At 65.0% G+C, this 25,510-nt stretch carries 25 protein-coding genes and 3 pseudogenes; 20 read left to right on the top strand and 8 right to left on the bottom strand.

Going from position 1 to position 25,510, the window contains the following annotated elements:
* Positions 1-5: 5 nt before the first annotated feature.
* The 3 genes from RM190_RS06325 (at position 6) to hflX (ending at position 3,282) form a co-directional block, all read left to right on the top strand.
* Complete coding sequence (locus RM190_RS06325) at positions 6-1,628, top strand: potassium transporter TrkG (RefSeq protein WP_311758573.1); 1,623 nt, start codon at positions 6-8, stop codon at positions 1,626-1,628.
* A gap of 112 nt (positions 1,629-1,740) precedes the next feature.
* Entirely contained in the window at positions 1,741-1,974 is a 234-nt protein-coding gene (gene hfq, locus RM190_RS06330; RefSeq protein WP_017999735.1) for an RNA chaperone Hfq, read from the top strand.
* The gene (gene hflX / locus RM190_RS06335; RefSeq protein ID WP_311758574.1) at positions 1,975-3,282 is read left to right on the top strand and encodes a GTPase HflX; all 1,308 of its coding nucleotides are present in this window, start codon (positions 1,975-1,977) and stop codon (positions 3,280-3,282) included.
* A gap of 98 nt (positions 3,283-3,380) precedes the next feature.
* On the opposite strand, the gene RM190_RS06340 is transcribed toward hflX, so the two are convergent.
* From RM190_RS06340 to RM190_RS06360, 5 genes are all read right to left on the bottom strand, one after another.
* Complete coding sequence (locus tag RM190_RS06340; RefSeq protein ID WP_311758575.1) at positions 3,381-4,301, bottom strand: carbohydrate kinase family protein; 921 nt, start codon at positions 4,299-4,301, stop codon at positions 3,381-3,383.
* Positions 4,298-5,623, bottom strand: coding sequence for a zinc ribbon domain-containing protein (locus RM190_RS06345; protein ID WP_311758576.1), 1,326 nt, complete (start codon positions 5,621-5,623; stop codon positions 4,298-4,300). The genes RM190_RS06340 and RM190_RS06345 overlap by 4 nt, the downstream gene beginning before the upstream one ends.
* Before the next feature lie 10 nt (positions 5,624-5,633).
* On the bottom strand, positions 5,634-6,767 hold the full coding sequence (locus RM190_RS06350) for an SPFH domain-containing protein (protein ID WP_311758577.1): 1,134 nt from the start codon (positions 6,765-6,767) through the stop codon (positions 5,634-5,636).
* Positions 6,768-6,854: 87 nt separating this feature from the next.
* Entirely contained in the window at positions 6,855-7,922 is a 1,068-nt protein-coding gene (locus RM190_RS06355; protein WP_311758578.1) for a DUF2927 domain-containing protein, read from the bottom strand.
* Positions 7,919-9,103: a toxic anion resistance protein gene (locus tag RM190_RS06360; RefSeq protein ID WP_311758579.1), complete on the bottom strand. Its 1,185-nt coding sequence runs from the start codon at positions 9,101-9,103 to the stop codon at positions 7,919-7,921. The genes RM190_RS06355 and RM190_RS06360 overlap by 4 nt, the downstream gene beginning before the upstream one ends.
* A gap of 246 nt (positions 9,104-9,349) precedes the next feature.
* Here RM190_RS06360 and fabF point away from each other — a divergent pair, with 246 nt between their 5' ends.
* From fabF to cysE, 11 genes and pseudogenes are all read left to right on the top strand, one after another.
* Entirely contained in the window at positions 9,350-10,612 is a 1,263-nt protein-coding gene (gene fabF, locus RM190_RS06365) for a beta-ketoacyl-ACP synthase II (protein WP_311758580.1), read from the top strand.
* Complete coding sequence (gene mltG, locus RM190_RS06370; RefSeq protein WP_311758581.1) at positions 10,609-11,787, top strand: endolytic transglycosylase MltG; 1,179 nt, start codon at positions 10,609-10,611, stop codon at positions 11,785-11,787. The genes fabF and mltG overlap by 4 nt, the downstream gene beginning before the upstream one ends.
* A gap of 277 nt (positions 11,788-12,064) precedes the next feature.
* A complete protein-coding gene (locus RM190_RS06375) occupies positions 12,065-12,427 on the top strand; it encodes a permease (RefSeq protein WP_311758582.1) in 363 nt (120 codons plus the stop codon).
* Complete coding sequence (locus tag RM190_RS06380; RefSeq protein ID WP_311758583.1) at positions 12,378-13,718, top strand: DNA-packaging protein; 1,341 nt, start codon at positions 12,378-12,380, stop codon at positions 13,716-13,718. Before RM190_RS06375 ends, RM190_RS06380 begins: the two co-directional genes overlap by 50 nt.
* Positions 13,719-13,790: 72 nt before the next feature.
* Positions 13,791-13,934, top strand: a pseudogene (locus RM190_RS06385) (phage portal protein); the annotation flags it as partial.
* A 23-nt stretch (positions 13,935-13,957) separates the two neighbouring features.
* Positions 13,958-16,039: pseudogene (locus RM190_RS06390) on the top strand (baseplate multidomain protein megatron); the annotation flags it as partial.
* Positions 16,017-16,604, top strand: a complete 588-nt coding sequence (locus tag RM190_RS06395) for a phage tail protein (protein WP_311758756.1) — start codon at positions 16,017-16,019, stop codon at positions 16,602-16,604. The pseudogene RM190_RS06390 and the gene RM190_RS06395, both read left to right, overlap by 23 nt.
* Before the next feature lie 60 nt (positions 16,605-16,664).
* Positions 16,665-17,414, top strand: coding sequence for a GTA baseplate fiber-binding domain-containing protein (locus tag RM190_RS06400; protein ID WP_449301381.1), 750 nt, complete (start codon positions 16,665-16,667; stop codon positions 17,412-17,414).
* Positions 17,415-17,503: 89 nt separating this feature from the next.
* Positions 17,504-17,680, top strand: a pseudogene (locus tag RM190_RS06405) (DUF2793 domain-containing protein); the annotation flags it as partial.
* A 9-nt stretch (positions 17,681-17,689) separates the two neighbouring features.
* Positions 17,690-18,121 carry a hypothetical protein gene (locus tag RM190_RS06410; RefSeq protein ID WP_311758764.1) on the top strand — a complete coding sequence of 144 codons (432 nt, stop codon included), beginning with the start codon at positions 17,690-17,692 and terminating at the stop codon, positions 18,119-18,121.
* A gap of 67 nt (positions 18,122-18,188) precedes the next feature.
* Complete coding sequence (gene cysE, locus RM190_RS06415) at positions 18,189-19,031, top strand: serine O-acetyltransferase (protein ID WP_311758585.1); 843 nt, start codon at positions 18,189-18,191, stop codon at positions 19,029-19,031.
* On the opposite strand, the gene RM190_RS06420 is transcribed toward cysE, so the two are convergent.
* Both RM190_RS06420 and RM190_RS06425 read right to left on the bottom strand, forming a co-directional pair.
* Entirely contained in the window at positions 19,032-20,102 is a 1,071-nt protein-coding gene (locus tag RM190_RS06420) for a quinone-dependent dihydroorotate dehydrogenase (RefSeq protein ID WP_311758586.1), read from the bottom strand. It abuts the gene before it with no gap.
* Positions 20,099-20,443, bottom strand: coding sequence for a DUF952 domain-containing protein (locus tag RM190_RS06425; protein WP_390908042.1), 345 nt, complete (start codon positions 20,441-20,443; stop codon positions 20,099-20,101). The genes RM190_RS06420 and RM190_RS06425 overlap by 4 nt, the downstream gene beginning before the upstream one ends.
* Before the next feature lie 108 nt (positions 20,444-20,551).
* On the opposite strand from RM190_RS06425, the gene RM190_RS06430 reads away from it, so the two are divergent.
* Positions 20,552-22,153: a bifunctional metallophosphatase/5'-nucleotidase gene (locus RM190_RS06430; RefSeq protein ID WP_311758587.1), complete on the top strand. Its 1,602-nt coding sequence runs from the start codon at positions 20,552-20,554 to the stop codon at positions 22,151-22,153.
* 4 nt (positions 22,154-22,157) lie between these two features.
* Here the strand turns inward: RM190_RS06430 and RM190_RS06435 are convergent, their stop codons facing one another.
* Entirely contained in the window at positions 22,158-22,517 is a 360-nt protein-coding gene (locus RM190_RS06435) for an ArsR/SmtB family transcription factor (RefSeq protein WP_311758588.1), read from the bottom strand.
* Between the two features lie 187 nt (positions 22,518-22,704).
* On the opposite strand from RM190_RS06435, the gene RM190_RS06440 reads away from it, so the two are divergent.
* The 5 genes from RM190_RS06440 (at position 22,705) to RM190_RS06460 (ending at position 25,357) form a co-directional block, all read left to right on the top strand.
* A complete protein-coding gene (locus RM190_RS06440) occupies positions 22,705-23,049 on the top strand; it encodes an AtpZ/AtpI family protein (protein ID WP_311758589.1) in 345 nt (114 codons plus the stop codon).
* Between the two features lie 2 nt (positions 23,050-23,051).
* Entirely contained in the window at positions 23,052-23,798 is a 747-nt protein-coding gene (locus RM190_RS06445) for a F0F1 ATP synthase subunit A (protein WP_311758590.1), read from the top strand.
* A 58-nt stretch (positions 23,799-23,856) separates the two neighbouring features.
* Positions 23,857-24,090 carry a F0F1 ATP synthase subunit C gene (locus RM190_RS06450; protein WP_036740245.1) on the top strand — a complete coding sequence of 78 codons (234 nt, stop codon included), beginning with the start codon at positions 23,857-23,859 and terminating at the stop codon, positions 24,088-24,090.
* A gap of 77 nt (positions 24,091-24,167) precedes the next feature.
* Positions 24,168-24,806: a F0F1 ATP synthase subunit B' gene (locus tag RM190_RS06455; RefSeq protein WP_311758591.1), complete on the top strand. Its 639-nt coding sequence runs from the start codon at positions 24,168-24,170 to the stop codon at positions 24,804-24,806.
* On the top strand, positions 24,803-25,357 hold the full coding sequence (locus tag RM190_RS06460) for a F0F1 ATP synthase subunit B (protein ID WP_311758592.1): 555 nt from the start codon (positions 24,803-24,805) through the stop codon (positions 25,355-25,357). The genes RM190_RS06455 and RM190_RS06460 overlap by 4 nt, the downstream gene beginning before the upstream one ends.
* Positions 25,358-25,510: the final 153 nt, after the last annotated feature.

Here is a 25,510-nt window from a genome sequence, read left to right on the forward strand (position 1 = left end):
CGGCGATGACGGTTCTGGCGCGCCTGCCGCTTCTGGTGATCCTGGCGGGGATCGTGTCGCTGGCGATGCTTCCGCCCGGCCTTTACGCCCATGCGCTGGACCTGCACCACCTTGGCTCGGCCTTTCTCAGCTGTGGTGGGCTGTTCCTGATCCTGTCTGCGATGATCGGGATCGCGACCGCCGATCGCCCGCGGGCGGCCAGCGCGCGCGAGGTGCTGCTGACCATGCTGGGCGCGATGCTTTTGCTGCCGGCGATGATGGCAGCGCCCTTTCTGCTGGGGGTGCCCGATACCGGCTTCCTGAATGCCTGGTGGGAGATGGTCTCGTGCCTGACAACCACGGGGGCGACGCTTTACTCCGCCGACCTGCTGCCCGCGCCGCTGCATCTGTGGCGCGCGATGGTGGGCTGGATGGGCGGGCTGTTCATGCTGGTTGCAGCGGTCGCGCTGCTGGCGCCGCTGCGGGTCGGCGGGTTCGAGATCCTGGCGCGTCCCTATGGCCGGGTCGAGCATTTCGAGCGCCTGCCGCGTTCTGCCGTCGGCCCGAAAAGAATGTCGCACCTGTCGGCGCCGATCTTTCGCTCGGAACTGGCCGATCCGGTCAGCCGTGTCATCCGGTCGTTCCGGCAGGTCTTTCCGATCTATGCCGGGCTGACCCTGCTGATGTGGGTCCTGCTGCTGATGCTGGGTGAATCCGGGCTGGTCGCGCTGGCCCATGCGATGGGGACGCTGTCGACCAGCGGGATTTCCCCGGTCGATGGCCCGGCCGCGCAATCGAGCGGACTGGGGGGTGAGATCGTCATCTTCCTGTTCCTGGTTCCTGCGCTGTCGCGCCGGTTCTGGCCGGGCGGGGCCGAGCTGAAGACCTCGGACAGCTGGGTCCGAGACCCCGAATTGCGGCTGGCCGCGCTGGTGGTCGCGATGGTGTCGCTGCTGTTGTTTACGCGTCATTTCATCGGTGCGCTGGGTGTGTCTCATGGCGGGTCGCGCGGGCTGTTCGAGACCCTGGCAAGCGCCGTCGCGGCAGCCTGGGGCGGCATCTTCAATGCGCTCAGTTATCTGACCACGACAGGCTGGACCTCGATCGAATGGCAGGGAGCGCGGAACTGGTCGGGGCTGACCTCTCCGGGCCTGATGTTGGCGGGGCTGGCGATCATGGGCGGGGGGGTTGCGACCACGGCGGGGGGCGTCAAGCTGTTGCGGGTCTATGCGCTGGCGCGTCACAGCGAACGCGAGCTGGAAAAGATCGTGCACCCGGCCTCGGTCGGGGGCGGGGGCATGATGGCCCGGCGCCTGCGGCGCGAGGGGGCATATCTGGCCTTTATCTTCTTCATGCTGTTCGCGGTGTCGCTGGCGGTGGTCATCATGCTGATTTCATTGCAGCAGATCGGCTTCGACAGCGCGACGATCCTGTCCGTGGCCGCGCTGACCAATACCGGGCCGCTGGCCGGGGTGATTCCCACGACGCCGACCTTCCTGGGTTCGGCCGGGGTCGCGGGCGCGCCCTGGCAGGGCTGGGCGGGTCTGCCGGGAATGACCAAGGCGGTGCTGGGTGGCGCCATGATCCTGGGTCGGATCGAGACGCTGGCATTGCTGGCTTTGCTGTCGCCCGAATCCTGGCGGAAATAGGGGGGATTGCGAACATGCAACGCGACCCCGCCGATCGCGGATCGCCCGCTTGCAAGCGTCGTGAGCCTCGCCTAAGTCTTGATTACCAGCGATAAGAACAAGGTGCATCGAAATGGCCGGCGACAAACAAAATCTCCAGGATGCTTTTCTGAATCATGTCCGCAAGGGCAAGGTTCCGGTCACCATCTTCCTGATCAACGGAGTGAAGCTGCAGGGTGTCATCACATGGTTTGACAACTTCTGCGTGCTGCTGCGTCGCGACGGGCAATCACAGCTGGTCTACAAGCACGCGATCTCGACCATCATGCCGGGGCAGCCGATCAGCCTTTACGACGGCGAGGACTGATTGACGGAATCGAACGAGACCCGCGAACGCCCCACGCGCGCCTATGTGATCCACCCGGATCTGGGGAATTCGCGGACCCGCCGATCCCCCGATCTGGCGTTGGAAGAGGCCGTTGCGTTGGCCTATGCGCTGCCCGCGATCGAGGTCGCGGGCGCCGAGGTTGCGAAGCTGCGCAAACCCGACGCGGGGATGCTGTTCTCCAAGGGCAAGCGCGAGGAAATCGGCCAGCACCTGAAGGCCGCCGCCGAGGGCGAGGGGGCCGAGCTTGTGCTGATCGACGGGCCGGTCACGCCGGTCCAGCAGCGCAACCTGGAAAAGGAATGGGGCGTCAAGATCCTGGACCGGACCGGTCTGATCCTGGAGATCTTTGCCGACCGCGCCCATACACGCGAAGGCGTGTTGCAGGTGGAACTGGCCGCGCTTGCCTATCAACGCACGCGGCTGGTGCGCGCCTGGACCCACCTTGAGCGCCAGCGGGGCGGATTGGGCTTCGTTGGCGGTCCGGGGGAAACCCAGATCGAGGCCGACCGCCGCGCCATCGACGAGCAGGTCATCCGCCTGCGCCGCCATCTGGAGCGCGTGGTCAAGACGCGCGAGCTGCACCGGCGCGCGCGCGCCAAGGTGCCCTATCCCATCGTGGCGCTGGTCGGCTATACCAACGCCGGAAAATCAACGCTGTTCAACCGGTTGACCGGGGCCGAGGTGGTCGCCAAGGACCAGCTTTTCGCAACGCTGGACCCGACGATGCGGCAACTGACGCTGCCCGGCGGGCGGCGCGTGATCCTGTCGGACACCGTGGGCTTCATCAGCGACCTTCCCCATGAGCTGGTTGCGGCCTTCCGCGCCACGCTGGAGGAAGTGCTGGCCGCCGACCTGATCCTGCATGTCCGCGACATCAGCCATCCCGAGACCGAGGAGCAGGCGGGCGACGTGGGCGAGATCCTGGACAGCCTGGGGGTCGAGGAAGACGTCCCGCTGATCGAGGTCTGGAACAAGATCGACGCGCTCTCCCCCGAGATTCGCGACGCGCTGCGGCGCACCGACGCCCGGACCGAGGGCGTGCAGGCGATCAGCGCCCTGTCGGGCGAGGGGCTGGACGATCTGACGGCCGCCATCGATGCGCGTCTGGCCGAGGCGCTGGACGAGCCGCGCGAGGAAACCCGCCTGCACCTGGCGCTGGAAGATGGCCGCCGCCGCGCCTGGCTGCATCAGCAGGGCATCGTGCTGAGCGAGGGGATCGACGAGCAGGGCGTCAGCCTGGTGGTCCGCTGGACCGCCCGCCAGAAAGCCATGTTCGAGGCAATCTGACCCCATGCGGCGGGCGCGCGCCTTGCGCCGCCGCATGGGTATTTCAGAAACGGTGAACTTGCAGGGCCCCGAGCGGCCCTGCAGTCATTGCCCCCTGTTCAGGCCGGAAGCGCCGCCAGTTCATGCGCCCAGGGCGGATTCGCACCCGGACGCGAGACGGTGATCGCCGCGGCGCGCGTGCCCTGCCGGAGTGCCGCGAGCAGCTGATCCGGTCCGATCCTGCCCAGTCTTTCGCGGCTGAGCACGCCATCTGCATGGAGCGAGGCGAGGACGCCCGCGTTGAACGTGTCGCCGGCACCGATCGTGTCCGCGACCTCGACCCTGAGCGCGGGGGCGGCGATGGGTTCGCCCTGCCAATGGGCGGTTGCGCCTTCGGAACCTCCGGTCTGGAAAACCGCGGTGGCGCCCTTGGCCAGCAGACCGGCCGCGGCCTGTGCGAAGCTGGCGCCCGGCATCAGCCATTCCAGATCGTCCGACGACAGTTTCACCAGATCGGCCATCGCAAGCAGGCGATCAAGCCGGGCGCGATAGGCATCGGCATCGGCGATGAAGAAGGGGCGGATGTTCGGATCGATCATCACCGGAACCTTGCCGCGCAGGCGGGCCACCAGCGCCTCGATTGCGGCGCCGCAGGGGTCGGGGACCAGGCTGATCCCGCCGATGAACAGCGCCGAGACGCTGTCCGGGATCGGGGGCAGGTCTTCGGGGGCGAGCATCCGACCGGCCGAGCCTTCGTCATAGAAGGAATAGCGCGCCTCGCCCCCGGTCAGGGTGACGAAGGCCAGCGTCGTCAGCCGGTCCGAGCGCGGGCAAAGGCCCGTATCGACGCCCGCCTCGGCCAAGGGGCGCAGCAGCGTTTCGCCAAAAGGATCGCGCGAGATCGGCCAGAGATAGCCCGCCGGTGCGCCGATACGGCCAAGCGCGATGGCGGTATTGTAGACTGCGCCCCCGGCCAGCGGCCGGAAGGCACCGCCTTCGGGCACCATGTCGATCAGCGATTCGCCCGCGCACAGGATCATGATGGTTCCCCCCGATCATCGCCGGGTCCGGCCCACGGCCCGGTCATGGCGGGGTGATAGCGATAACCGTCCTGCATGTGAAGCGCGGGGATGTCGGCATTGCTGCCGAATTGAACGTAATCGCCCCGCTCGTTCAGCCAGAGCAGCGCCGCAATGGCCAATGCGGCCATCAGGACGGCGAAGGCGATCTTCCAGACCGACCAGGGCCGTTCGCCCTGCACGCGCCCTGATTGGCCATTGACGACGAAGCGATAGCTTTTGCCGTTATAGCGATAGGCTGCGGACCAGACCGGCAGAAGGATATGCTTGAAGGTCTCGGCATCGTGGCGGGTCTGAATCTGCGCGATCTGCTGTTCGTTCCCCCCGATCGCGCGGCGCACGTCCATCGCAATGACGCCTGCCATTTCCTGGCGCGCGATCTGATGCCCCGAGGCGAGCGGGATCGTATAGCCTTCGGCCAGGAAGCCCGCGAGGTACTCCGGCTGATAGATGACCAGATGCGACAGATCCCAGGGCGTCAGCGCATCGGTGAAGCGGCGCGGCAGCGAGCTTGCGGCCAGCACCAGCACATCATTGAAATCGCGAGAGACCTGGCCCGAAACCGGAGTCCAGCGCGTGCGCCGCACTTGCTGTGCGACCCGCTGCATCCGGCCGTTGACCTCCTGCGTGACCCAGACGGTTTCGTAATACCAGTCCCCCCGCGCCCCCGAATAGGCCGAGCGGGTGGCTGCGTCGAAGGTCCAGAAGGGCGAGTAGATCCCGCTCATCCGGCGTCCGCGGCGGGCATAGGCGGTCAGCCCGGCGGGCGCGAACCACAGGCCCTTGAGCCAGCTTTCCAGTGCGGCCTTGGCCTGATCCTGGGTGATGACGAAGGGCAGGACGCCCTGCGGCTTTATCAGGCGCGTGCTTCCCGTGTCTGTCACCACCGCGGTGGCGCAGAAAGGGCAGGCGGCGGCGTGGCTGTCGGTCGTGATCTCGATCCGGGCGCCGCAATTCGGGCAGGAAAGGGTTCGGACGCTTTCGGTCAGGTCGCTGTTTTGGTCCAGCCGCAAACCCTGTTCCAGCGGCAATTCGCGAAGGTCGGGGGATTTGTGGCTGGCATCCCATTGCAAAGCGCGGCCGGTGGCCGGATCGCGCAGGATCGCCTGGTCTCCCCACGGGCCGTCCTTGATCTGTCGGCTGGGCGCGCGCGCGGGACCGGGACCGATATCCTGTTCGTGCCCGCAATAGGGGCAGGTCAGGCGCTGCTGGCCGGGAGAGAATTCCAGGCTCGCCCCGCAATTCTCGCAAGGATAGCGGTATTCTGACGGAGGCGTGGGCATTCAGGCGCGCTCAGCCGTCCTGCTTCGGAATGGGCGGCGGCGGGGGCGGTGGCGCGATGGTGAACAGCTGCGCAAGCTCTGCGACCTCGTCCGCGGGCTTCCAGCCGTCCTGTCCGGGCGTCCAGACCAGCGTGTCGCGGTCGAACTTGCCTTCGCGCGCAAGGCGGCCCAGATGGGCGCGGCCATAGGGCCCGTCGGCCTGACCATCGATGGCGATGTGCCAGACCTTTTCGGACTGCAGCGGCGGCGGGGTCTGTGGCGACGGCGCCGCCTGCTGGGGCGCAGCACCCCACGGCCCGCCACGCTGGCCCATTGCCGCGCCAAGGCCCGCGCCAAGACCTGCCCCGATCCCGGCGCCCATGCCGCCCGCCTGGGTCGAGGCGTTCAGCATCGCTTCGGACGCGGCGTATTGGCTGAAGCGGTCAAGGTCGCCGACGATTCCCATCGAGGTGCGCTTGTCGAGCATCTTCTCCACCTCGTCCGGCAGGCTGATATTCTCGATATAGAACTCCGGGATGGTCAGCCCGTATTCCGCGACGGTGGGGCTGATCGCCTTTGCGACAAGCTTGCCGAACTGGTCGGTATTGGCCGCCATGTCGAGGACGGGAATGCCCGATGCCGCGATCATGCGCGAGAATTCCTGCACGATGATGTTGCGCAGCTGGAAGCTGATCTCGTCCTTGGTGAATTCCCCGTCGGTGCCCACGATCTCGGTCATGAACTTGCCGGGATCGGTCACGCGCATCGAATAGGTCCCGAAGGCGCGGATACGCACCGGGCCGAATTCCGGGTCGCGTGCGATGACCGGGTTCTTGGTGCCCCATTTCAGGTCGTTGAAACGGGTGGTGTTGACGAAATAGATCTCGGACTTGAAGGGGCTGCGGAAGCCGTGGTCCCAATGCTGGATCCGCGTCAGGATCGGCAGGTTGTTGGTTTCCAGCATGTAGAGGCCGGGGCCGAAGACATCGGCAAGCTGACCTTCATGGATGAAGACCGCGGACTGGCCTTCGCGCACGGTCAGCTTTGCGCCGTACTTGATGGCCCGCCCGACGGTCGGAAAGCGATAGACCATCGTGTCACGGCTGTCGTCGGTCCATTCGATGATCTCGATGAACTCGCCGCCGAGGATGTTCAGCAAGGACATGGCAACCCCTTTCGCCGATCTCGCGTCACCCGATACTGCGCCGCAACGGCGCAGCGTCAAGCCCTTGCCCGGCCGGGCAGGCCGGGATCACGCATCGGTGCCCAGCAACTCGCGCGCGATCTGCAGGACGATGGGGCGCGCCTCGACCTCGGTCATGCCGGGGCGCAGGCGGGGATCGTACAGGATCTTCAGCAGCAACTCGTCATGCCGGGTCAGATAGGCGAATTCCTCGTCATCGTTGAAGATCGAGGGGCGCACCATCGGGCTGTCATTGGCCAGTCCCAAGCCCTGAGCCAGCTCTTCGTTGAAGCACGAGCGGCGCATCCTGGCGGGCGTTTCGCTGCGGATCAGGGCCACCGCCTGGTCATAGGTGGTCGAGCTTCCGCGCGAATAGGCGAAGACCGTGCAATAGTTCTGCGGCGCAAGTTCGATCAATGCGCGGATGTCGCTGTCGGGGATGCCGGGCACCAGCGCGGCAAGGCGCGGTCCGATCTGGCGGCGTTCATCCTCGCTGAGGATCAGGACGGTGAAGTTCCCCTCGACCGTGCCAAGTCCGACGCGGTGCCCGGACGCGGCCTCAAGCCGGGCGGCATAGGCAGCGATGTCGGCCCGGTCGCGGCTGCGCTGGTTCGGCGCGACCGAGGGGCCGAATTCGATCCGCATCCGCACGGGCTGGTCCCAGCGCCGCAACGGCGCGGGCGTACTGCGCGAGACGAGCTTGCCACCGTCGCGCACATATTCGTCATGCAGTGCGATCTGGACGAAGTCTTCTGTCAGACGCTCGGGCGTCAGCGCGATTTCGTTGCCGCTGTCGGTCCGCATCAGCCCGCGCGCGATCAGCGCCTCTTCGACGCTGGCCAGATAGTTGCGCATGTTGCGGCTGGCGGGCGTTTCGGCCGCTGCGGCGGCAGCTGCGGCATCGGCGCGTGCCCGATCGGCCCGGTCCCGACGCAGGGCGGCCTGTGTTGCCTCGGTCCGGTCGGGACGGGGCAAAGGCGCCGCAGCGTTGATCGCGGGCGGGTTTTCCGGGGCCGGGGCAGGTTCGGAACAGGCCGCAAGCAGCGCCAGCAAAAGCGCTGCCGGAACAAGGCGTGGGGCGGTCAGACCAGCGCGCGCGACGGGGCGGCGGGGATCGAGAGAAAGGCTTGCGGTCACGGTTGTCCTGGGGAGGCAGATGGCGTCGGGGAGGGGGAGGCGCTGGAGGAGGACAGCGCCCGGCGAAGCTGGCCTTCCATCGTGGTCAGCTCTTCCTCGGCGGCGGCACGGCGGGCCTTGCCTTCGTCGGCGATGCGCAGGCTGTCCTCGATGGTGGCGATCAGTTCGGCATTGGCGGCGCGTATGGCGTCGATGTCAAAGACGCCACGCTCGACCTCGGTACGGATGCTGGCATTGGCCTGGCGCAGGTTGCGCGCATTGGCGGTCAGCAGGTCGTTGGTCAGGTCGCTGGCCTCTTTCACGGCACGGGCGGCTTCGGCGCCACGCTGGATCGTGACGGTCTGCGCAAGCTGGGTTTCCCACAGCGGGACCGTGTTGACCAAAGTGGAATTGATCTTGGTAATCAGCGACTTGTCGTTTTCCTGCACCAGCCGGATCGAGGGCAGGGACTGCATCGTCACCTGCCGTGTCAGCTTCAGGTCATGGACGCGGCGTTCCAGGTCGTCGCGGGCCGCGCGCAGGTCGCGCAGTTCCTGCGCGGCCATGACCTTGTCCGGCTCGGGCGCGGCGTCGATCGCGGATTGCCGGGCGGGAATGTCGCTGGCGTCGATCTGGGCCAGCTTTTCTTCCCCGGCCGCGATATACAGCGCGAGTTCGTCATAGAAGGCCAGCGTGCGGTCATACAGCAGGTCGAGCGAGCGGATGTCCTTCAGCAGCCGGTGCTGGTGACCGTCCAGATCGACGGCGATGCGGTCGATCTGCGACTGCACCTCTTCGTAATTGGCGACGAATTTCGCAAAGGGGGCGGCGCGGCCGGTCAGGCGCTCCCACCAGCTGCGTTCGCGGCGCACGTCCAGTTCGCTGGCCGAGAAGCCGCGGATCGTGGTCACGATGTCGCGCAGGGATTCCCCCGCCGGACCGACATCCTTGTTCTTCACGTCCGCCAGCATGGCCTGGCTGATTTCCTGAAGCTCGTTCTGGGCGCGTGCGCCGAAATGGACGATCGAGCCGGTATCCTTCATGTCGATTTCCGCGATGCGCTTGCGGATTTCCTCGGCCGTGGCGGCTTGGGCCTCGGAGATCTGGGGCGGCGCGGGGGGCGGATCGGGCAGGACCACCGAGGTTACGCTTCTGATTTCGTCCATTGCGGCTTCTGCACTGGCCTTGGTCTTTGTCGTCATCCGGTTCGTCCTTTTCTGTTGGCTTGCAGGACCAGCGGAAGCATAGGCGGATTCGAGGTCTGTTCAATGCCGCAACGGTCCGGATCGCGGGAATTGCGGCATCTGTGGCGCTCGCGTCCCGCGTGTGGCCGATAAGTCCGGCACGGGCAAGTGGTGGCGGGATGGGCGGGCTGAAGGCATGGCGTTGCGCCAGAGGCGGCCCCCGTGTAGAACCTGACCGATTATACGAGGGTCAAGGAGCCGTCTATGCGCAGAGTTGTCGTCACCGGCCTTGGGATGGTCACGCCGCTGGCCTCGGGGGTCGAAGAGACCTGGAAGCGCCTTCTGGCAGGGGAATCCGGGGCTGGGCCGATCACGCGGTTCGACACCAAGGACGTCACCACGAAATATGCCTGCGAGATTCCGATGGGTGACGGCAGCGACGGGACCTTCAATCCCGACGACTGGATGGAACCCAAGGATCGCCGCAAGGTCGATGATTTCATCCTGTACGGGATGGCTGCCGCTACGCAGGCTGTCGAGGACAGCGGCTGGAAGCCGCAGACCGAGGAAGATTTCGAACGCACCGGCGTCATGATCGGTTCGGGGATCGGGGGGCTTGCCTCGATCGCGGAAACCGCCGTGCTGATCAAGGAACGCGGACCGAAGCGGGTTTCGCCCTTCTTCATTCCGGGCGCGCTGATCAACCTGGTGTCGGGGCAGGTCTCGATCCGGTTCGGCTTCAAGGGTCCGAACCACGCGGTCGTCACGGCCTGTTCGACCGGCGCCCATGCCATCGGCGACGCGGCGCGGCTGATCGCGCTGGGCGATGCCGAGGTGATGGTCGCAGGCGGCACCGAAAGCCCGATCTGCGAGATCGGCGTCGCGGGCTTCAACGCCTGCAAGGCGCTGTCGACCAAGCGCGAGGATGATCCCAAGGCCGCCAGCCGCCCGTGGGACCAGGATCGCGACGGCTTCGTCATGGGCGAGGGCGCGGGCGTCGTCGTGCTTGAGGAATACGAGCACGCCAAGGCGCGCGGCGCCAAGATCTATGCCGAGATCCTGGGCTATGGCATGTCGGGCGACGCCTATCACATCACCGCCCCCAGCGAGGATGGCGATGGTGGTTTCCGCAGCATGTCCGCAGCGCTGAAGCGCGCGAATCTGAACGCGGCCGACATTGATTACATCAACGCGCATGGCACCTCGACCATGGCCGACGTGATCGAACTGGGCGCAGTCGAGCGCCTGCTGGGCGATGCGGCCGGGGGCGTCGTGATGTCTTCGACCAAGTCGAGCATCGGGCACCTTCTGGGCGCGGCCGGCGCGGTCGAGGCGATCTTCTGCATCCTGGCGATCCGTGACCAGATCTGCCCGCCGACGATCAACCTGGACAATCCGGCGCGCGACACGGCGATCGACCTGGCGGCCAATGCCGCTGTCCGTCGCAAGGTGGATTATGTCCTGTCCAACAGCTTCGGCTTCGGCGGGACCAATGCCAGCCTGGTGATGGGGCGCGTCGCGGAATGATCTGGCGCCATTTCGCGTCGAATCTCCTGACGCTGCTGATCGTGGTCCTGGTCGCCGTTGCGGCGGCGATCGCCTGGGCCAAGCACGAATACAGCGCGCCCGGTCCCAGCGCCACCGCACAATGCGTCCGCATTGCGCCCGGCGCCAGCCTGGCAGCGGTCAGCGACCAGCTGGTCGCGCAGGGGGTCGTCTCGAATGGCTATATCTTCCGCGCGGGCACCGATTATCAGGGCCGCTCGCGCGGGCTGAAATTCGGCTCGTGGCTGGTGCCGCCGCATTCCACCATGGAGCAGGTGGTGGATGTGCTGTCGGCGGGCGGCCCCTCGACCTGCGGGACCGAGGTGATCCTGCGCGTCGGCGTGCGCGAAAACGCCGTGGTGCTGCGCGACATCGACCCGGCGACGGGGCAGATGATGGAGCAGGCGAAATACAATCCCGCCACCGAACCCGCGCCCGAGGCGCTGGCCACGGCCGAGAAATCGGCCGACACGCGGCTGCGCATCACCGTGGCCGAAGGCGTCACCAGCTGGCAGATCGTCGAGGCCCTGAAACAGGTGCCGTTCATGGGCGGCGATGTCTCGAAAGTGCCGGCCGAGGGCAGCCTTGCGCCCGACACCTATGAGATCCAGCAGGGCGCGGACCGTGGCGAGCTGCTGGCCGACATGGCCGCGCGGCAGGCGACCTATCTGGCCGCCGCCTGGGAAAAGCGCGAGCCGGGCCTGCCCTATGATACGCCGGAAGAGGCGTTGACCATGGCCTCGATCATCGAGAAGGAAACCGCGGTCGCGGATGAGCGCCGCGTGGTCGCCAGCGTCTTCGTGAACCGGATGCGGCAGGGGATGCGGCTGGAGACGGACCCCACCGTCATCTATGGCATCACCAAGGGAGAGGGCGTTCTGGACCGTGGCATCCGCGGATCGGAATTGCGCCGGCGCACGCCCTATAACACCTATCAGATTCCGGGGCTGCCGCCGACTCCGATCGCGAATCCGGGCCGTGCCTCGATCGACGCGGCGATGGATCCCGAGGATACGGATTTCGTGTTCTTCGTCGCGGATGGTTCGGGCGGTCACGCCTTTGCCCGGACGCTGCAGGAGCATAACCAGAACGTCGCCCGCTGGCGCGAGATCGAAAAGCAGCGGGGCCAGGCGCTTTCCCCGGTGCAGGGCAACTGAAGCAGGACCAGTTTTTCGGAAGCGGGGCGGGGTGATTCCCGCCCCGTTGCGTTTGCCGAGCGCAGGGGCGTTGCGCTTTCAATAGATTGATTTAGCGCGATAAATCCTCTGCGTTGCACAACCATGGGTTTATTATTGACATTGTGAACGCCCTAAAGTAGAACTATTACATGCTGGGAGAAATGGGCAAGCGGCCGGGTCGATGACCTTGGGCCGCTTTTTTCATGTCTCGCTCGTGCGGACAGTCACACGAGGGCAGGGCGATACGGAAATGACGATGAGTTTCGATCCGGGGCCAGAGGCACCGGAAGGGCCTTTCGTGGCCGGCGCCGTCACGGCGTCCGACCTTGACTTGAGCGTGCTGGAGATCGCGGACGGGTTGTTCCGGTCCTATGCGGCCGACCTGACCCGCCTGCGGGAAAAGATCAGCTCCGGCGAGACAGATGAACTGAAGGAATCCGGCAAGCTGGTGCGCGACCTGAGGGCCGCCGCCCAGATGGTGCTGGAGGAAAGGAGCAAGGTTGACAAGCTTCGCAAGGATGCTGCCGGACAGGTCGGGGCAGGCACGCTCGACCTTGTTGCAGCCCGAGATGAGGTCGGGCGCAGGCTGGCTTGCCTGCGCCGCGCCGGAGGAGGTTGACGAATTTCTGGGAGGCCTGAGCGACAATGCGCTGGCCAGCCTGCCCTGGCTGTTCGAGTTCTGGGCGCTGCCACACCAACTGCCCCCCGAGGGTGACTGGAAGACCTGGGTGGTCATGGGTGGACGCGGCGCGGGCAAGACACGTGCCGGGTCCGAATGGGTGCGTTCGCAGGTCGAGGGCGCGACGCCCGATGCACCGGGACGGGCGCACCGTGTCGCGCTGGTAAGCGAGACATTCGATCAGGCGCGCGATGTCATGGTCTTTGGCGAGTCGGGCATCCTTGCCTGCTCACCCCCCGACCGCCGCCCGGCATGGGAAGCCGGGCGGCGCAGGCTGGTCTGGCCGAACGGGGCGACGGCGCAGGTCTTTTCGGCGCATGAGCCCGAGGCGCTGCGCGGTCCGCAATTCGATGCCGCATGGGTCGATGAGCTGGCCAAGTGGAAGAAGTCCGAGGAGACCTGGGACATGCTGCAATTCGCGTTGCGGCTGGGCGAACATCCGCAGCAGATGGTCACGACCACGCCCCGCAATGTCGCGGTGCTGAAGCGGATTCTGGGCAATGCCTCGACCGTGACCACCCACGCACCGACCGAGGCGAACCGTGCCTATCTGGCCGAAAGCTTCCTGGCCGAGGTCGAGACGCGCTATGGCGGCACGCGGCTGGGCCGGCAGGAGCTTGAGGGGCTGTTGCTGGACGATGTCGAGGGCGCGCTGTGGACCACGGCGATGCTGGAATCCTGCCGGATCGACGCGTCGCCGAAGCTGTCGCGGGTGGTTGTCGCGGTCGATCCGTCGGTCTCGGGCGGGGCGGCTTCGGACGAATGCGGGATCGTCGTCGCCGGTGTCTGTACAGACGGCGCACCGGGTGAGTGGCGCGGCGTGGTGCTGGAGGATGCCAGCATCCGCGGCGGTCCGACCGACTGGGCGCGTGCCGCCATCGCCGCAATGGAGCGTCACGGGGCCGAACGCATGGTCGCCGAGGTGAACCAGGGGGGCGACCTGATCGAAAGCGTGCTGCGCCAGATCGATCCGCTGGTGCCGTTCCGCGCGCTGCGGGCAGGGCGCGGCAAGGGACTGCGGGCCGAGCCGGTCGCCGCGCTTTACGAACAGGGGCGGGTGCGGCACCTGCGCGGGCTTGGCGCGCTGGAGGACCAGATGTGCCGCATGACCGTCCGCGGCTATGAGGGCAGGGGATCGCCAGACCGGCTGGATGCGCTGGTCTGGGCGATGCACGAACTGATGATCGAGCCCGCGCTGCATTACCGCCGACCGCAGGTGCGGGGGCTGTAGCCGCGGATCATCGGAAAAGGGTCGCAGGGGTCGCGAAAGCGGCCCCTTTTTCATGGATGACAGGAGGACCCGATGGGGTTTCGATGGTTCGGGCGCGATGATGCGCCCGCCGCTGCGGTCGAGGCGAAGGCCAGCGCGGCAGGCAAGGTGGTGGCTTTGGCGGCGGGCTCGGGCCGGGTGGTCTGGTCGCCGCGAGATACGGTGTCGCTGACGAAGAAATCTCGCCCGACGATCTGAACATGCGCGTCTATCCCGGCGATGAAACGCAACTGCCGGATCCTGCAATCGTCGCGCAGGAAGGCGAGGATGCCCCGGCCTATCGCGGAACGGCCTATGTCGTGCTGGAGGCTCTTGCGCTTGACCGCTGGGGGAACCGGGTTCCCCAACTGAGTTTCGAGGTAACGCGCCGAGCAGAGTCCGGTCGTGGTTTGTCCCGGCAGGTCAGGGCCGTTGCGATGATTCCGGGAACGGGCGAATATTCGTTGGCCACGACGCCCGTCAGCTATGACTACGGCTTGGGTGAGACGCGGGTCGTCAATCGGAACTCGGCGTTGGCCCGGTCGGATTTTCAGGCATTGCTGGGCATTCTTGGACGCGAATTGCCCGATGTCGGATCGGTGTCGATGGTGGTGTCCTGGTTCGGCGACGATCTGCGGGTCGGTGAATGCAAGGTCCAGCCCAAGGTCGAAGACGTGACCCGCGACGGGCATGAAATGCCTTGGCGTGCCGGGGGGATTGGTCGGAGCGATGCTGCCGAGGTCGCGCGGATTGATGGCCGTCCGGTGAACGGGGGCACGCCCTCAGACGGGTCCGTCATCGAGGCTTTGAGGGAGATTGCGGGCAGTGGCCGCAAGGCCGTGTTCTATCCGTTCATCCTGATGGAGCAGTTGCCCGGAAACGGGAAGCCTGATCCTTGGACCGGTTCGGCTGATCAACCCGTGATGCCCTGGCGTGGCCGGATCACGACCAGCATTGCCCCCGGGCGCGAAGGCAGCCCAGCAGGCGGGGCGGATGCCGAGGCGGAAGTCGCGCGCTTTTTCGGCAAGGCCTCGGTGACGGATTTTGCATGCGCTGATGAGGAGATCACCTATTCGGGGCCTCTCGAATGGTCCTATCGCCGGTTCATCCTGCATTACGCCCATCTGTGTTCGGTAGCGGGAGGGATCGATACCTTTTTGATCGGTTCGGAGATGGTCGGCCTGACCCAGATCCAGGGGCGGGGTCGCAGTTTTCCCGCCGTTGCCGAACTGCGTCGGCTGGCCGCCGACGTTCGCTCGATCTTGGGGAATGAGGTCAAGATCGGCTATGCTGCCGACTGGTCGGAGTATTTCGGCTATCATCCCGCGAATGGTGATGTGTTCTTTCACCTGGACCCGCTTTGGGCGGACGAGAATATCGACTTCATAGGTATCGACAACTACATGCCGCTTTCCGATTGGCGCGAAGGCGAAGATCATCTGGACGCGCATTGGGAGCGCATCGACAACCCGGCCTATCTGCGTGCGAACGTCGCCGGGGGCGAGGGTTTCGACTGGTATTATGCGAGCGATGAGGATCGGCAGGCGCAGCGTCGCAGCCCCATCCGGGATGGCCTGTTCCATGAACATTGGTTGTGGCGATACAAGGACATTCGCGGCTGGTGGTTGAACGAGCACCACGATCGGATCGGCGGAACCAGGCAGGCCGCCGCGAGCCCATGGGTGCCCGGCTCAAAACCCGTGTGGTTCACCGAGATGGGGTGCGCCGCGCTGGACAAGGCGACGAACCAGCCCAACAAGTTTCTGGATGCGATGAGTTCGGAATCCTCGCTGCCCTATTTCTCGACCGGTCGACGCGATGATCTGGTGCAGGCGGCATATATCCGTGCCGTGACCGAGCATTGGGGCGATCCGGCGAACAACCCGCCAAGGCAAAGGTACGGCAGGATGGCATCGGGCCGGATGGTCGAGATGGACCGCGCCCATGTCTGGTGCTGGGACGCACGCCCCTATCCGGCTTTTCCCGCGCGGGCTGATCTTTGGTCGGACGGCCCTGCGTGGGAGCACGGCCACTGGCTGAATGGCCGTGCGGGCGCGATTCCCCTGGCTGATGTCGTGGCCGAGATTTGCCGGGTCGCGGGTGTCGATGCCTTCGATGCCGAGCCTCTTTCGGGGTTGGTGCGCGGCTATGTGGTACCGGGCGCGGACACTGCCCGTGCAGCTTTGCAGGGGCTGATGCTGGCCCATGGCTTCGATGCGGTCGAACGGGACGGCGTGTTGCGGTTCCTGATGCGGGACGCAAGGGTCGACGCGCGGCTGGATGCCGCTGACATCGCGCTGTCCGAGGAAACGGCGGCACCGGAATTCGCGCGAGCCGCGGTTGCGGAGCTGGCGGGAAGGATCCCGTCTGAGCCACATCGAGGCTGGCGCGGATTATGCCACCCGGACGGCCGAGACGATCGCGGCGGGCGCGGAGTTGCAAACCGCCTCGGACAGCGAGTTGCCGCTGGTGCTGACCCCTGCCGAGGGGCGCGCCATTGCGGATCGTTGGCTATCCGAGGCTATGGTTTCGGGCGAAACGGTGCGTTTCGCCTTGCCTCCGTCGCTTGGCCACCTGGGACCGGGGGATGTAGTCGAGCTGGGCGATGGTGCAAGCTTGGCCCGGCGCTGGCGGATCGACCGTATCGAGCGGGCCTCAACACTGAATGTCGAGGCTGTCCGGGTAGAGCCGGGGGTCTATCGCCCGACTCAAGGGTCCGACGAGGATGTCAGCCAACGAGCTTTCGTGCCACCCGTTCCGGTGTGGCCGGTGTTTCTTGACCTGCCACTGATGCGAGGCGACGAGGAGCCCCATGCGCCTCACCTTGCTGTTGCAGCCACACCCTGGCCGGGCAGCGTGGCTGTCTGAGCCGCGCCGGAGAAAAGCGGAGGCTACGCCCGCAACATCACGCTCGAAAGCGGCTCTGTCATGGGAGTGACGCTTGAACCCCTGTCCCGTGCGCGACCGGGGGTGTGGGACCTGGGTCCGCCGCTACGACTCAAGTTAAAGGGCGGCGACACCGGTTCCGTGAGTGAGACTGCGCTGTTGGGCGGCGCGAACCTGCTGGCCATCGGCGACGGTTCCGCCGAAGGGTGGGAGCTTTTGCAGTTCCGCGACGCGAAGCTGTTGGGCGCCGGGATCTGGGAGATCTCGACCAGGTTGAGGGGGCAGGCAGGGACGGATGCCTTCATCCCCGAGGTCTGGGCCGCGGAAAGTGTGGTCGTGTTGCTGGATGGCGCGGCCAGCCAGGTCGATCTGCCCCCCAGCGCACGCAACCAGATGCGCTATTGGCGGATAGGTCCTGCGCTGCGCAGTCCTGATGATCCCAGCTATCGGGCGCTGTCAGGCGCATACAGGGGGGCCGGGCTGCGGCCCTGGACGCCATGCCACCTCTCGGTTTCCGGCAACCGGATCAGTTGGATCCGGCGAACGCGGATCGAGGGAGATGGCTGGGAAGGTCCGGACGTGCCTTTGGGCGAAGCGCGGGAACAGTACGCCGCCAGGCTGGTTAGGAACGGCGCGATACTTCTGGAGGCGGTGCTGGACGCGCCGCAATGGAATGTTCCGGCGGAAAGCTGGAACGCGGCAGTCTCGGGCGGGGCGTTTGCGGTCGAGATTGCTCAATTGTCTGAAGTTTTCGGGGCCGGACCCCATGCAAGGATGGTCATCAACGGCTGACAACGCGACTTCGAATCTGGAACTGCCTTTGCTGTTGCCAGCGCAGGCGCAGAAGCACGTCACGGTCAATGACGCGCTGGTGCGGCTGGATGGCGCGGTCGATCTGGTGCTGCAGAGCATCAGTCGCACGACCCCGCCGACTCCTGTCGTCGAAAGGGTTGTGCTGGGCTATCCCCAGCGGGGCTGTCAACGCTTGGGAAGGTCAGGCCGGCAAGGTCGCGATCGGGGTGAATGGCGGATGGGTCTTTGTCCGGCCACGCTTTGGTCGGAGGGCGATGATCGTGGATCGTGGCGTCACCGCGATCCACGACGGGACGAACTGGGTCGCGGGGGCACTTAGCCTTGGACAGCATGGTGCCGGGATGCTGGTCGGTCAGGCAAGTGAAGATGTCACCATCCAGTCCGGGGCGACGGTGACGACGTCCATGGCGATCCCGTCGGGCGTGATGGTGGTCGGGGCCACCGCGCGGGTCCTGACGGCGATCACCGGCAGCCTGACATCGTGGTCGTTGGGGCATTCCGATGCGGTGAACCGCTTTGGCGAAGGTCTGGGAAAATCTGCGGCGTCATGGTCTCGGGGCATCCTGGGGGCACCAATGACCTACTGGACGCCTTCGCCACTGCGCCTGACGGCGGTGGGCGGGCAGTTCGCCACGGGCAAGGTGCGCATCGTCGTTCACTGGCGGGAATTGAGGCTTCCGGACTGACCGACCCTTTCGGCCATCCGTCGTTTGCGCTAAGACTGGGTATGAGCAAGCTGACGGACGCCCTGACATGAACCTGCACAAGGACCTGGTCGAACCGCAAGTCGACGAGACGCGTGACAATTCCCGCGTCTCGGTCTGGGCACGGATCCAGCGTGAGGCACGCATCGCCGTTCGCGACGAGCCATTGCTTGGCGCGCTGATCCATGCCGGGCTGTTGCACCACGCGACGTTCGAAGCGGCGCTGGCCTATCGATTTTCGCTGAAGCTGGCGTCGCGCGAGATGAGCGAGCAAATCCTGCGGGAAATCGCGGATGACGCGTTCGCGCGCTCGCCTGAGCTTGCGTTGGCCGCGCAGGCTGACCTGCTTGCCGTCTATGACCGCGATCCCGCGACCCATCGCCTGATGCAGCCGATCCTGTTCTTCAAGGGCTATCAGGCATTGCAGTCCTATCGCATCGGTCATTGGCTGTGGCAGCAGGGACGCCGCGACATGGCCTATTTCGTGCAGATGCGCTGCTCGGAAGTTTTCGGCGTCGATATCCACCCTGCGGCGCGCATTGGCACCGGAGTCATGATCGACCATGCCCATTCGATCGTCATCGGCGAGACCGCGGTGGTGGGCAATGACGTGTCGATGCTGCATTCGGTGACGCTGGGCGGCACTGGCAAGGAAGATGGCGACCGACACCCGAAGATCGGGAATGGCGTCATGATCGGCGCCGGGGCGAAGGTTCTTGGCAACATCAAGGTCGGCCACCATTCGCGTATCGCGGCTGGATCTGTCGTGCTGAGCGAGGTTCCTCCCTGCAAGACCGTTGCGGGCGTGCCTGCCCGCATCGTTGGCGATGCCGGTTGCAGCGATCCGTCGAATACGATGAACCAGCTGCTGGGGCATGACGGGCTGTTCTGATTACAGCCAGTCCTGCCGCCCGCTGCCGGTCAGTTCGGCCGGAGTGATGTTTTCACGCCGCAGCCGGTCATCCAGCCCCCGCGCAATCTCGTCAGCCAGCGAAAATCCCTGATAGATCAGCGCCGAGTACAACTGAATTGCCGATGCGCCTGCGCGGATTTTCTGCCAGGCATCCTCGACCGAGCCGATCCCGCCTACGCCGATGATCGGCATCTTTCCTTGGGTCAACTGGCTGAGGCGGGCCAAGACATGCGTGGATCGCTTCATCAGCGGCGTTCCTGACAACCCGCCTGTCTGGGTTGCGTGAACTGATGAAATCCCATCACGGCTGAGCGTGGTATTCGTCGCGATGACGCCGTCGATGCGGCCAGCCGTCACGACCGAGGCAATGTCGGCCAGGTCGGCGTCCGAAAGATCGGGAGCGATCTTCACGAAGACCGGGGGTCGGCGAGTCAGCGCGTCCCTTGCGGCAATGACCCCGTCCAGCAGGGCGGCAAGCGCCTCGGGGCCCTGCAGGTCGCGCAGCTTTTCGGTGTTCGGAGACGAGACGTTCACCGTCAGGAAGTCCGCACTATCGCCAGCCATGCGCACGACGGTCGCGAAATCCGCGCTCTTGTCCTGGCTGTCCTTGTTGGCGCCGATATTCAGACCCACTGGAATTGCTTGCGGATAAGTGGGGCTGCGGCGCGCAAGGCGCGCGGCAATGGCTTCGGCCCCCTGGTTGTTGAAACCGAAGCGGTTGATGATGGCGCGGTCTTCGGACAACCGGAACAGCCGGGGTTTCGGATTGCCGGATTGCGGGCGGGGCGTTGCAGCGCCGACCTCGATGAAACCGAATCCCGCCCGCATCAGCGCCGAGACAGCGCGCGCGTTCTTGTCGTAACCGGCGGCAAGACCGACAGGATTGGGCAGGTCCAGACCGGCGATCCGCGTCCGCAAGTGCGGGGATGTGAAGGGCGCGCCCGTCAGTGGCACCAGCCCGCGTTCAAGGGCAAGGATCGAAAGATCATGCGCCCGTTCGGGGTCCAGCGAATGGAGGGCAGCGACGCCAAGGCGTTCGAACAGCTTCACGAGAGATCTCCGGTCACATGTCCCGCTGGTCCGGAATGAATCTCACGGCTCCACAGCACATCCGCTTCACGCAATTCGCGGTAAAGATGCGGAAACAGATCGCCCCCGCGCGAAGCTTCCCATTTCAGTACATCAAGTTTGGCGGTGTCCACGGCCAGCAGTTGCAGACCGGCCTGACCTGCGAAATGCTTGGCCAGTGTTCCGGGAACCTGCGCTGCTGTGGAAAGATGGATATAGCCATCGGCCAGATCGACCGGAGCGCCAAGGCTGCGGCCGTCCCGACAGAACGCCTCGAATTCGGAAGCACGAAAGATTTTATACGCCAGCATGGCGCGGTTCATGCGCTGCGCATCGGGGCCGCGTCAAGTCCGAAGGATGCGCGGTTGTTGACGCGCGAAAGACCTTCCCCGAAGCTGCCCTCGTCCAATTACAGGTGGCGAGAGAAAATGATGAGACGCTGGTTTTTCCTGACGGCGGCGATGACGGCGCTTGGCGCTGGTGCTGCCCATGCGGATTTCACGCTGCATGTCCTGCATATCAACGACTTTCACAGCCGGATCGAGCCGATCAACAAGTCGGACGCCACCTGCGACGCCGAGACTGAGGCAAAGGGCGAATGCTTTGGCGGCGTCGCGCGCCTTGCCGCAAAGATCAACGAGATGCGCGACAAGTTGCGGGGCGAAGGCCAGAATGTCGTCGTACTGGATGCGGGTGACCAGTATCAGGGCAGCCTTTTCTATACGACCTACAAGGGCAAGGACACCGTCGAGTTCATGAACACGATCGGTTTTGACGCAATGGCCGTCGGCAATCACGAATTCGACGATGGCCCCGCGGGTCTGCAATTACTGGCCGAAGGTGTGAAGTTCCCGGTGGTCTCGGGCAATCTCGACGTGTCGCAGTCGCCCGAGCTGAAGGGCAAGGTCGGCGGCGCACTGACGCTTGACGTTGGCGGCGACAAGATCGGGATCGTGTCAGCGCTCGCCATGGACACGCCGGAGACTTCCTCACCCGGGGACAAGGTGATCTTTCAGGACGACCTGGAGAGCCTGAAGGGGGACGTGGCCGAACTGACCGGTGCCGGTGTCGACAAGATCATCGCGCTGACTCATGAAGGATATCGCCGCGATCGGGAAATCGCCGTGCAGGTGGCGGGTGTCGACGCCGTGATCGGCGGGCACAGTCACACCCTGTTGGGCGAAATGGACGGGGCAGAGGGGCCTTATCCGACGCTGGTCAAGGCTGCCGACGGGACAGTGGTCCCGGTCGCCACCGCCTATGCCTATGGCAAGTACCTTGGTCATCTGATCCTGTCATGGGACGACAGCGGCAAGCTAATCAAGGCTGAGGGCGCGCCGATCATCCTGGACAACTCGGTCCCGCAGGACGCCGCGATCGCTGCGCGGGTCCAGGAAATGGCCGCGCCGATCGAGGAGTTGAAGCAAAAGCTGGTGGCCGAAACTAAGGCTCCAATCGACGGCGGTCGGGAAACCTGCCGTCAGCGCGAATGCGAGATGGGCGTTGTGGTCGCCGACGCCATGCTGGAGCGGGTAAAGGGACAGGGCATTACCATTGCCATCGCCAATGGCGGGGGCTTGCGCGCTTCAATCGACGCGGGTCCGGTCACGATGGGCGAGGTGCTTTCGGTACTGCCGTTCCAGAATACGCTGTCGACGTTTCGCCTGAAGGGTGTGGACATCGTCGCGGCGCTGGAGAATGGAGCCAGCCAGTATGAGGACAAGGCGGGCCGCTTTGCCCAGGTCGCCGGCTTGCGGTTGACAGTCGATCCCGCTGCCGAAGTCGGAAAGCGGATCTCCGATGTCGAGGTCAAGGATGGGGATGGCTGGGCGCCAATCGAGCCGGACAAGGTCTATGGCGTGGTGTCGAACAATTACATGCGTTCGGGCGGGGATGGCTACAAGGTCTTCGCCACCAACGCGACAGAAGCCTATGACTTCGGACCCGACCTTGCAGATGTGTTGGCGGAATATCTTGCGCGTCAGGGGTCGGAATTCGCCCCGGTGCTGGACGGCCGCATCAAAGTGAAGTGAGCGTTCAGGATTGCCCCGGCGTTTCTGCGGGGGCAGTCTCAAGCTCGGCCAGCAGGAAGCGTTCGAAATCGTCGAGGTCGATCGGATCGAACTGGCCGAATCCCTGCATCCAGATAGAGGCGCTGCGCAATCCTTCCGGGTCGAGCTTGCACCATATGATGCGGCCACGACGCTCTTGCCGGATCAGGCCCGCTGTCGCCAGCACGGCAAGGTGCTTCGATATGGCGGCCAGGCTGACCTCGAAGGGGGCGGCGACATCCGTCACTGCCATGTCATCCTCCAACAGCATCCCCAAGATCGCGCGCCTCGTCGGGTCGGCGAGCGCGGCGAAGATAGTGTCGAGACTTGGGCCTGAGGCGGGCATCTGATCCTTACTTAACTGCTGGGTTGAATATGGGTCAATCTGCCCGCGCACCGCAAGTAGCGGAATCCGAGATATTCTGGTGCCGCTAAATTACACAAAAACAGTATGTTAGAAGGGGCGGCCATCAGCTTGACTCGCAGCCCCGCAGCACCTATCACCTCGCCAACCGATAACGGGGGTGTGAGGCATGGCCGAAGATGACGACCATGATGCCGCGCGTGCCCGGGACGCGGAGCGGTTGCGTCAGCTTGAGGCCCGATTGGGCCAGAAGGTGGAACCGCCAGAGGCCTCGCGCGGCGAGGAGCATTTCAGCCAGGCCAACTTGGCATGGCGGATGGTAACCGAGCTGGTGGCCGGACTGGGCATCGGGTTCGGGATTGGATTTGGGCTGGACACGCTGTTTGGCACGACACCAATCCTGATGGTGGTGTTCGTCCTGATCGGTCTGGCGGCCGGGATCAAGACGATGCTGCGGACGGCGAACGAGATAGGCAAGGCTCCGGGGCAATCCGGCGACGACAAGGGTAGATGACGATGGCGACAGAACAACACAGTGAAGGTCTGGTTTTCCACCCGATGGACCAGTTCATCGTCAAGCCGCTCTTCGGCTCGGAGTTGCATTGGTACACGCCCACCAACGCGACCCTGTGGATGGGTATCGCCGCACTGTGCATCATCGGCCTGCTGGTCTTTGGCACCCGTGGTCGTGCAGTCGTTCCGAACCGCATCCAGTCCATCGCGGAACTGCTTTACGGCATGGTCCGCAAGATGGTCGAGGACGTCACCGGCAAGGACGGGCTGAAATACTTCCCCTATGTCATGACGCTGTTCTCGTTCATCCTCTTCGCGAACTTCCTGGCCTTGCTGCCGAAATCCTTCTCGGCGACCTCGCAGATTGCTGTTACGGGCGTGCTTGCCGTCATGGTCTTTGTGGGCGTCACTGTTCTGGGTTTCGTCAAGAACGGCACGCATTTCCTGGGCCTTTTCTGGGTCAGCTCGGCGCCGCTGGCGCTGCGCCCGGTCCTGGCCGTCATCGAGCTGATCTCGTACTTCGTGCGTCCGGTCAGCCACTCGATCCGACTTGCAGGCAACGTCATGGCGGGCCACGCGGTGATCAAGGTGTTCGCGGCCTTTGCCGCCGTCGCCGCGATCGCGCCGGTTTCGATCCTGGCCATCGTTGCCATGTATGGGCTTGAAGTGCTGGTCGCACTTATCCAGGCCTATGTCTTCGCCATCCTGACCTGCGTCTATCTGAAGGACGCCCTGCACCCCGGCCACTAAGCCGGGACAAGCAGAGCAGGACAATCAAACTCTTTCCAAAGCCTCAAGGAGCATGAATATGGAAAATCTGGGTCAACTGGGACAGTATCTCGGCGCCGGTCTGGCTTGCATCGGTATGGCCGGTGCCGCCATGGGTGTGGGCAACGTTGCTGGCAACTATCTGTCGGGCGCCCTGCGTAACCCGTCGGCTGCCGCTTCGCAAACCGCCACGCTGTTCATCGGCATGGCCTTCGCCGAAGCCCTGGGCATCTTCTCGTTCCTGGTCGCGCTGCTGCTGCTGTTCGCAGTCTGATCCTGTTGCCATCCTTGCGGTTGGGTGGGGGCGTGACGCGCCCACCCGATTGTGAAACGACCGGCATGGGGTAGGAAATGTTCAGCCTGTTGCAACAGACCGCGCAAGACGTGGTCGAACACTCAGAAACGGTGACCAACGCCGAGGCCGCCCACGCGGCGGGGCAAGGTGCTGATGCGGCTCATGCTGCAGCGGGTGCGGCGCATGGCGCGAGCAGCGCCGGCATGCCGCAACTGGATATCAGCACTTTCGGCAACCAGATCTTCTGGCTGCTGGTTGTGCTGGCCGTGATCTATTGGGTTCTGTCGCGTGTGGCGCTGCCGCGCATCGGCGGGATCATCAGCGACCGTCAAGGCGCCATTACCGGCGATCTGATGGCGGCCGAGGAATTCAAGCAGAAAGCCAAGGACGCCGAGGCGGCCTATGACAAGGCGCTGGCCGATGCCCGCGCCGAGGCAAACAAGATCATCGCCGCCAACAAGGCCGAGATCCAGAAGGAACTCAACGCGGCCATCGCCCATGCGGATGCGGAAATCGCTGCACGTTCGGCCGAGTCCGAGACGCGGATCGGCGAGATCCGGGCCTCTGCGGTCGAGGATGCGCGCAACGTCGCCCGCGAAGTGACCGAGGCGCTGGTCCAGACCTTCGGCGGCACCGCCGATGGCAAGCTGATCAGTGAAGCTGTCGACCAGCGACTGAAGGGGGCGCTGCAATGAAACGTCTGAGCCTTCTTTTCGTCCTGATGGCCAGCCCGGCATTCGCAGCCTCGGGGCCGTTCTTCTCGCTGCGGAACACGGATTTCATCGTCACGCTGGCCTTCCTGGTCTTTGTCGGCGTCCTGATCTATTACCGTGTGCCGCAACTGGTCGGCGGACTTCTGGACAAGCGGGCCGAAGGCATCCGCAACGATCTGGCCGAAGCACGCCGCCTGCGCGATGAAGCTCAGGAAATCTATGCGAGCTACGAACGTCGCCAGCGCGAGGTCAAGGACCAGGCTGCCGATATTGTCGCCAACGCCAAGCGCGAAGCGACCGTCGAGGCTGAAAAAGCCAAGAAGGCGCTTCTGGTCTCGATCGAGCGTCGCCTGAAGGCGGCCGAAGATCAGATCGCCAGCGCCGAGGGTGATGCGGTTCGTGCCGTGCGTGACCGTGCGATCCAGACGGCCATTGCAGCCGCGACCGAGATCCTGGGCAAGCAGGCGACTGCAGACCAGCGCGCCGCTGGCATCGACAAGGCGATCGACGACGTCGCGCGCCGCCTGAACTGACACAGACAAGAGCCGTTTTACGGCCCTGAAGACAGTGATCTGACCCCGGATGGAGACATCCGGGGTTTTTCCGTTCTGGCGGCCATACAGCTTCCAAAATGAAAAGGGGCCGGCGACTGCCGGCCCCTTCGATGGCGTTTGCTTGCAGGACGA

This window comes from Paracoccus broussonetiae (assembly GCF_031854425.1).
Classification (GTDB): domain Bacteria; phylum Pseudomonadota; class Alphaproteobacteria; order Rhodobacterales; family Rhodobacteraceae; genus Paracoccus; species Paracoccus broussonetiae.

Bases quoted from the DNA above. Each gene is read 5' to 3' on its own strand.
- mltG (WP_311758581.1), top strand. From the start codon at position 10,609: ATGATCTGGCGCCATTTCGCGTCGAATCTCCTGACGCTGCTGATCGTG.
- RM190_RS06395 (WP_311758756.1), top strand. From the start codon at position 16,017: ATGCCGCTGACATCGCGCTGTCCGAGGAAACGGCGGCACCGGAATTCG.
- RM190_RS06445 (WP_311758590.1), top strand. From the start codon at position 23,052: ATGGCGACAGAACAACACAGTGAAGGTCTGGTTTTCCACCCGATGGAC.
- RM190_RS06345 (WP_311758576.1), bottom strand. From the start codon at position 5,623: ATGCCCACGCCTCCGTCAGAATACCGCTATCCTTGCGAGAATTGCGGG.
- RM190_RS06460 (WP_311758592.1), top strand. From the start codon at position 24,803: ATGAAACGTCTGAGCCTTCTTTTCGTCCTGATGGCCAGCCCGGCATTC.
- RM190_RS06430 (WP_311758587.1), top strand. From the start codon at position 20,552: ATGAGACGCTGGTTTTTCCTGACGGCGGCGATGACGGCGCTTGGCGCT.
- RM190_RS06435 (WP_311758588.1), bottom strand. From the start codon at position 22,517: ATGCCCGCCTCAGGCCCAAGTCTCGACACTATCTTCGCCGCGCTCGCC.
- fabF (WP_311758580.1), top strand. From the start codon at position 9,350: ATGCGCAGAGTTGTCGTCACCGGCCTTGGGATGGTCACGCCGCTGGCC.
- hfq (WP_017999735.1), top strand. From the start codon at position 1,741: ATGGCCGGCGACAAACAAAATCTCCAGGATGCTTTTCTGAATCATGTC.
- RM190_RS06455 (WP_311758591.1), top strand. From the start codon at position 24,168: ATGTTCAGCCTGTTGCAACAGACCGCGCAAGACGTGGTCGAACACTCA.
- RM190_RS06400 (WP_449301381.1), top strand. From the start codon at position 16,665: ATGGGAGTGACGCTTGAACCCCTGTCCCGTGCGCGACCGGGGGTGTGG.
- RM190_RS06350 (WP_311758577.1), bottom strand. From the start codon at position 6,767: ATGTCCTTGCTGAACATCCTCGGCGGCGAGTTCATCGAGATCATCGAA.
- cysE (WP_311758585.1), top strand. From the start codon at position 18,189: ATGAACCTGCACAAGGACCTGGTCGAACCGCAAGTCGACGAGACGCGT.
- RM190_RS06425 (WP_390908042.1), bottom strand. From the start codon at position 20,443: ATGAACCGCGCCATGCTGGCGTATAAAATCTTTCGTGCTTCCGAATTC.
- RM190_RS06375 (WP_311758582.1), top strand. From the start codon at position 12,065: ATGAGTTTCGATCCGGGGCCAGAGGCACCGGAAGGGCCTTTCGTGGCC.
- RM190_RS06410 (WP_311758764.1), top strand. From the start codon at position 17,690: ATGATCGTGGATCGTGGCGTCACCGCGATCCACGACGGGACGAACTGG.
- RM190_RS06440 (WP_311758589.1), top strand. From the start codon at position 22,705: ATGGCCGAAGATGACGACCATGATGCCGCGCGTGCCCGGGACGCGGAG.
- RM190_RS06325 (WP_311758573.1), top strand. From the start codon at position 6: ATGACGGTTCTGGCGCGCCTGCCGCTTCTGGTGATCCTGGCGGGGATC.
- RM190_RS06450 (WP_036740245.1), top strand. From the start codon at position 23,857: ATGGAAAATCTGGGTCAACTGGGACAGTATCTCGGCGCCGGTCTGGCT.
- RM190_RS06360 (WP_311758579.1), bottom strand. From the start codon at position 9,103: ATGACGACAAAGACCAAGGCCAGTGCAGAAGCCGCAATGGACGAAATC.
- RM190_RS06380 (WP_311758583.1), top strand. From the start codon at position 12,378: ATGAGGTCGGGCGCAGGCTGGCTTGCCTGCGCCGCGCCGGAGGAGGTT.
- RM190_RS06340 (WP_311758575.1), bottom strand. From the start codon at position 4,301: ATGATCCTGTGCGCGGGCGAATCGCTGATCGACATGGTGCCCGAAGGC.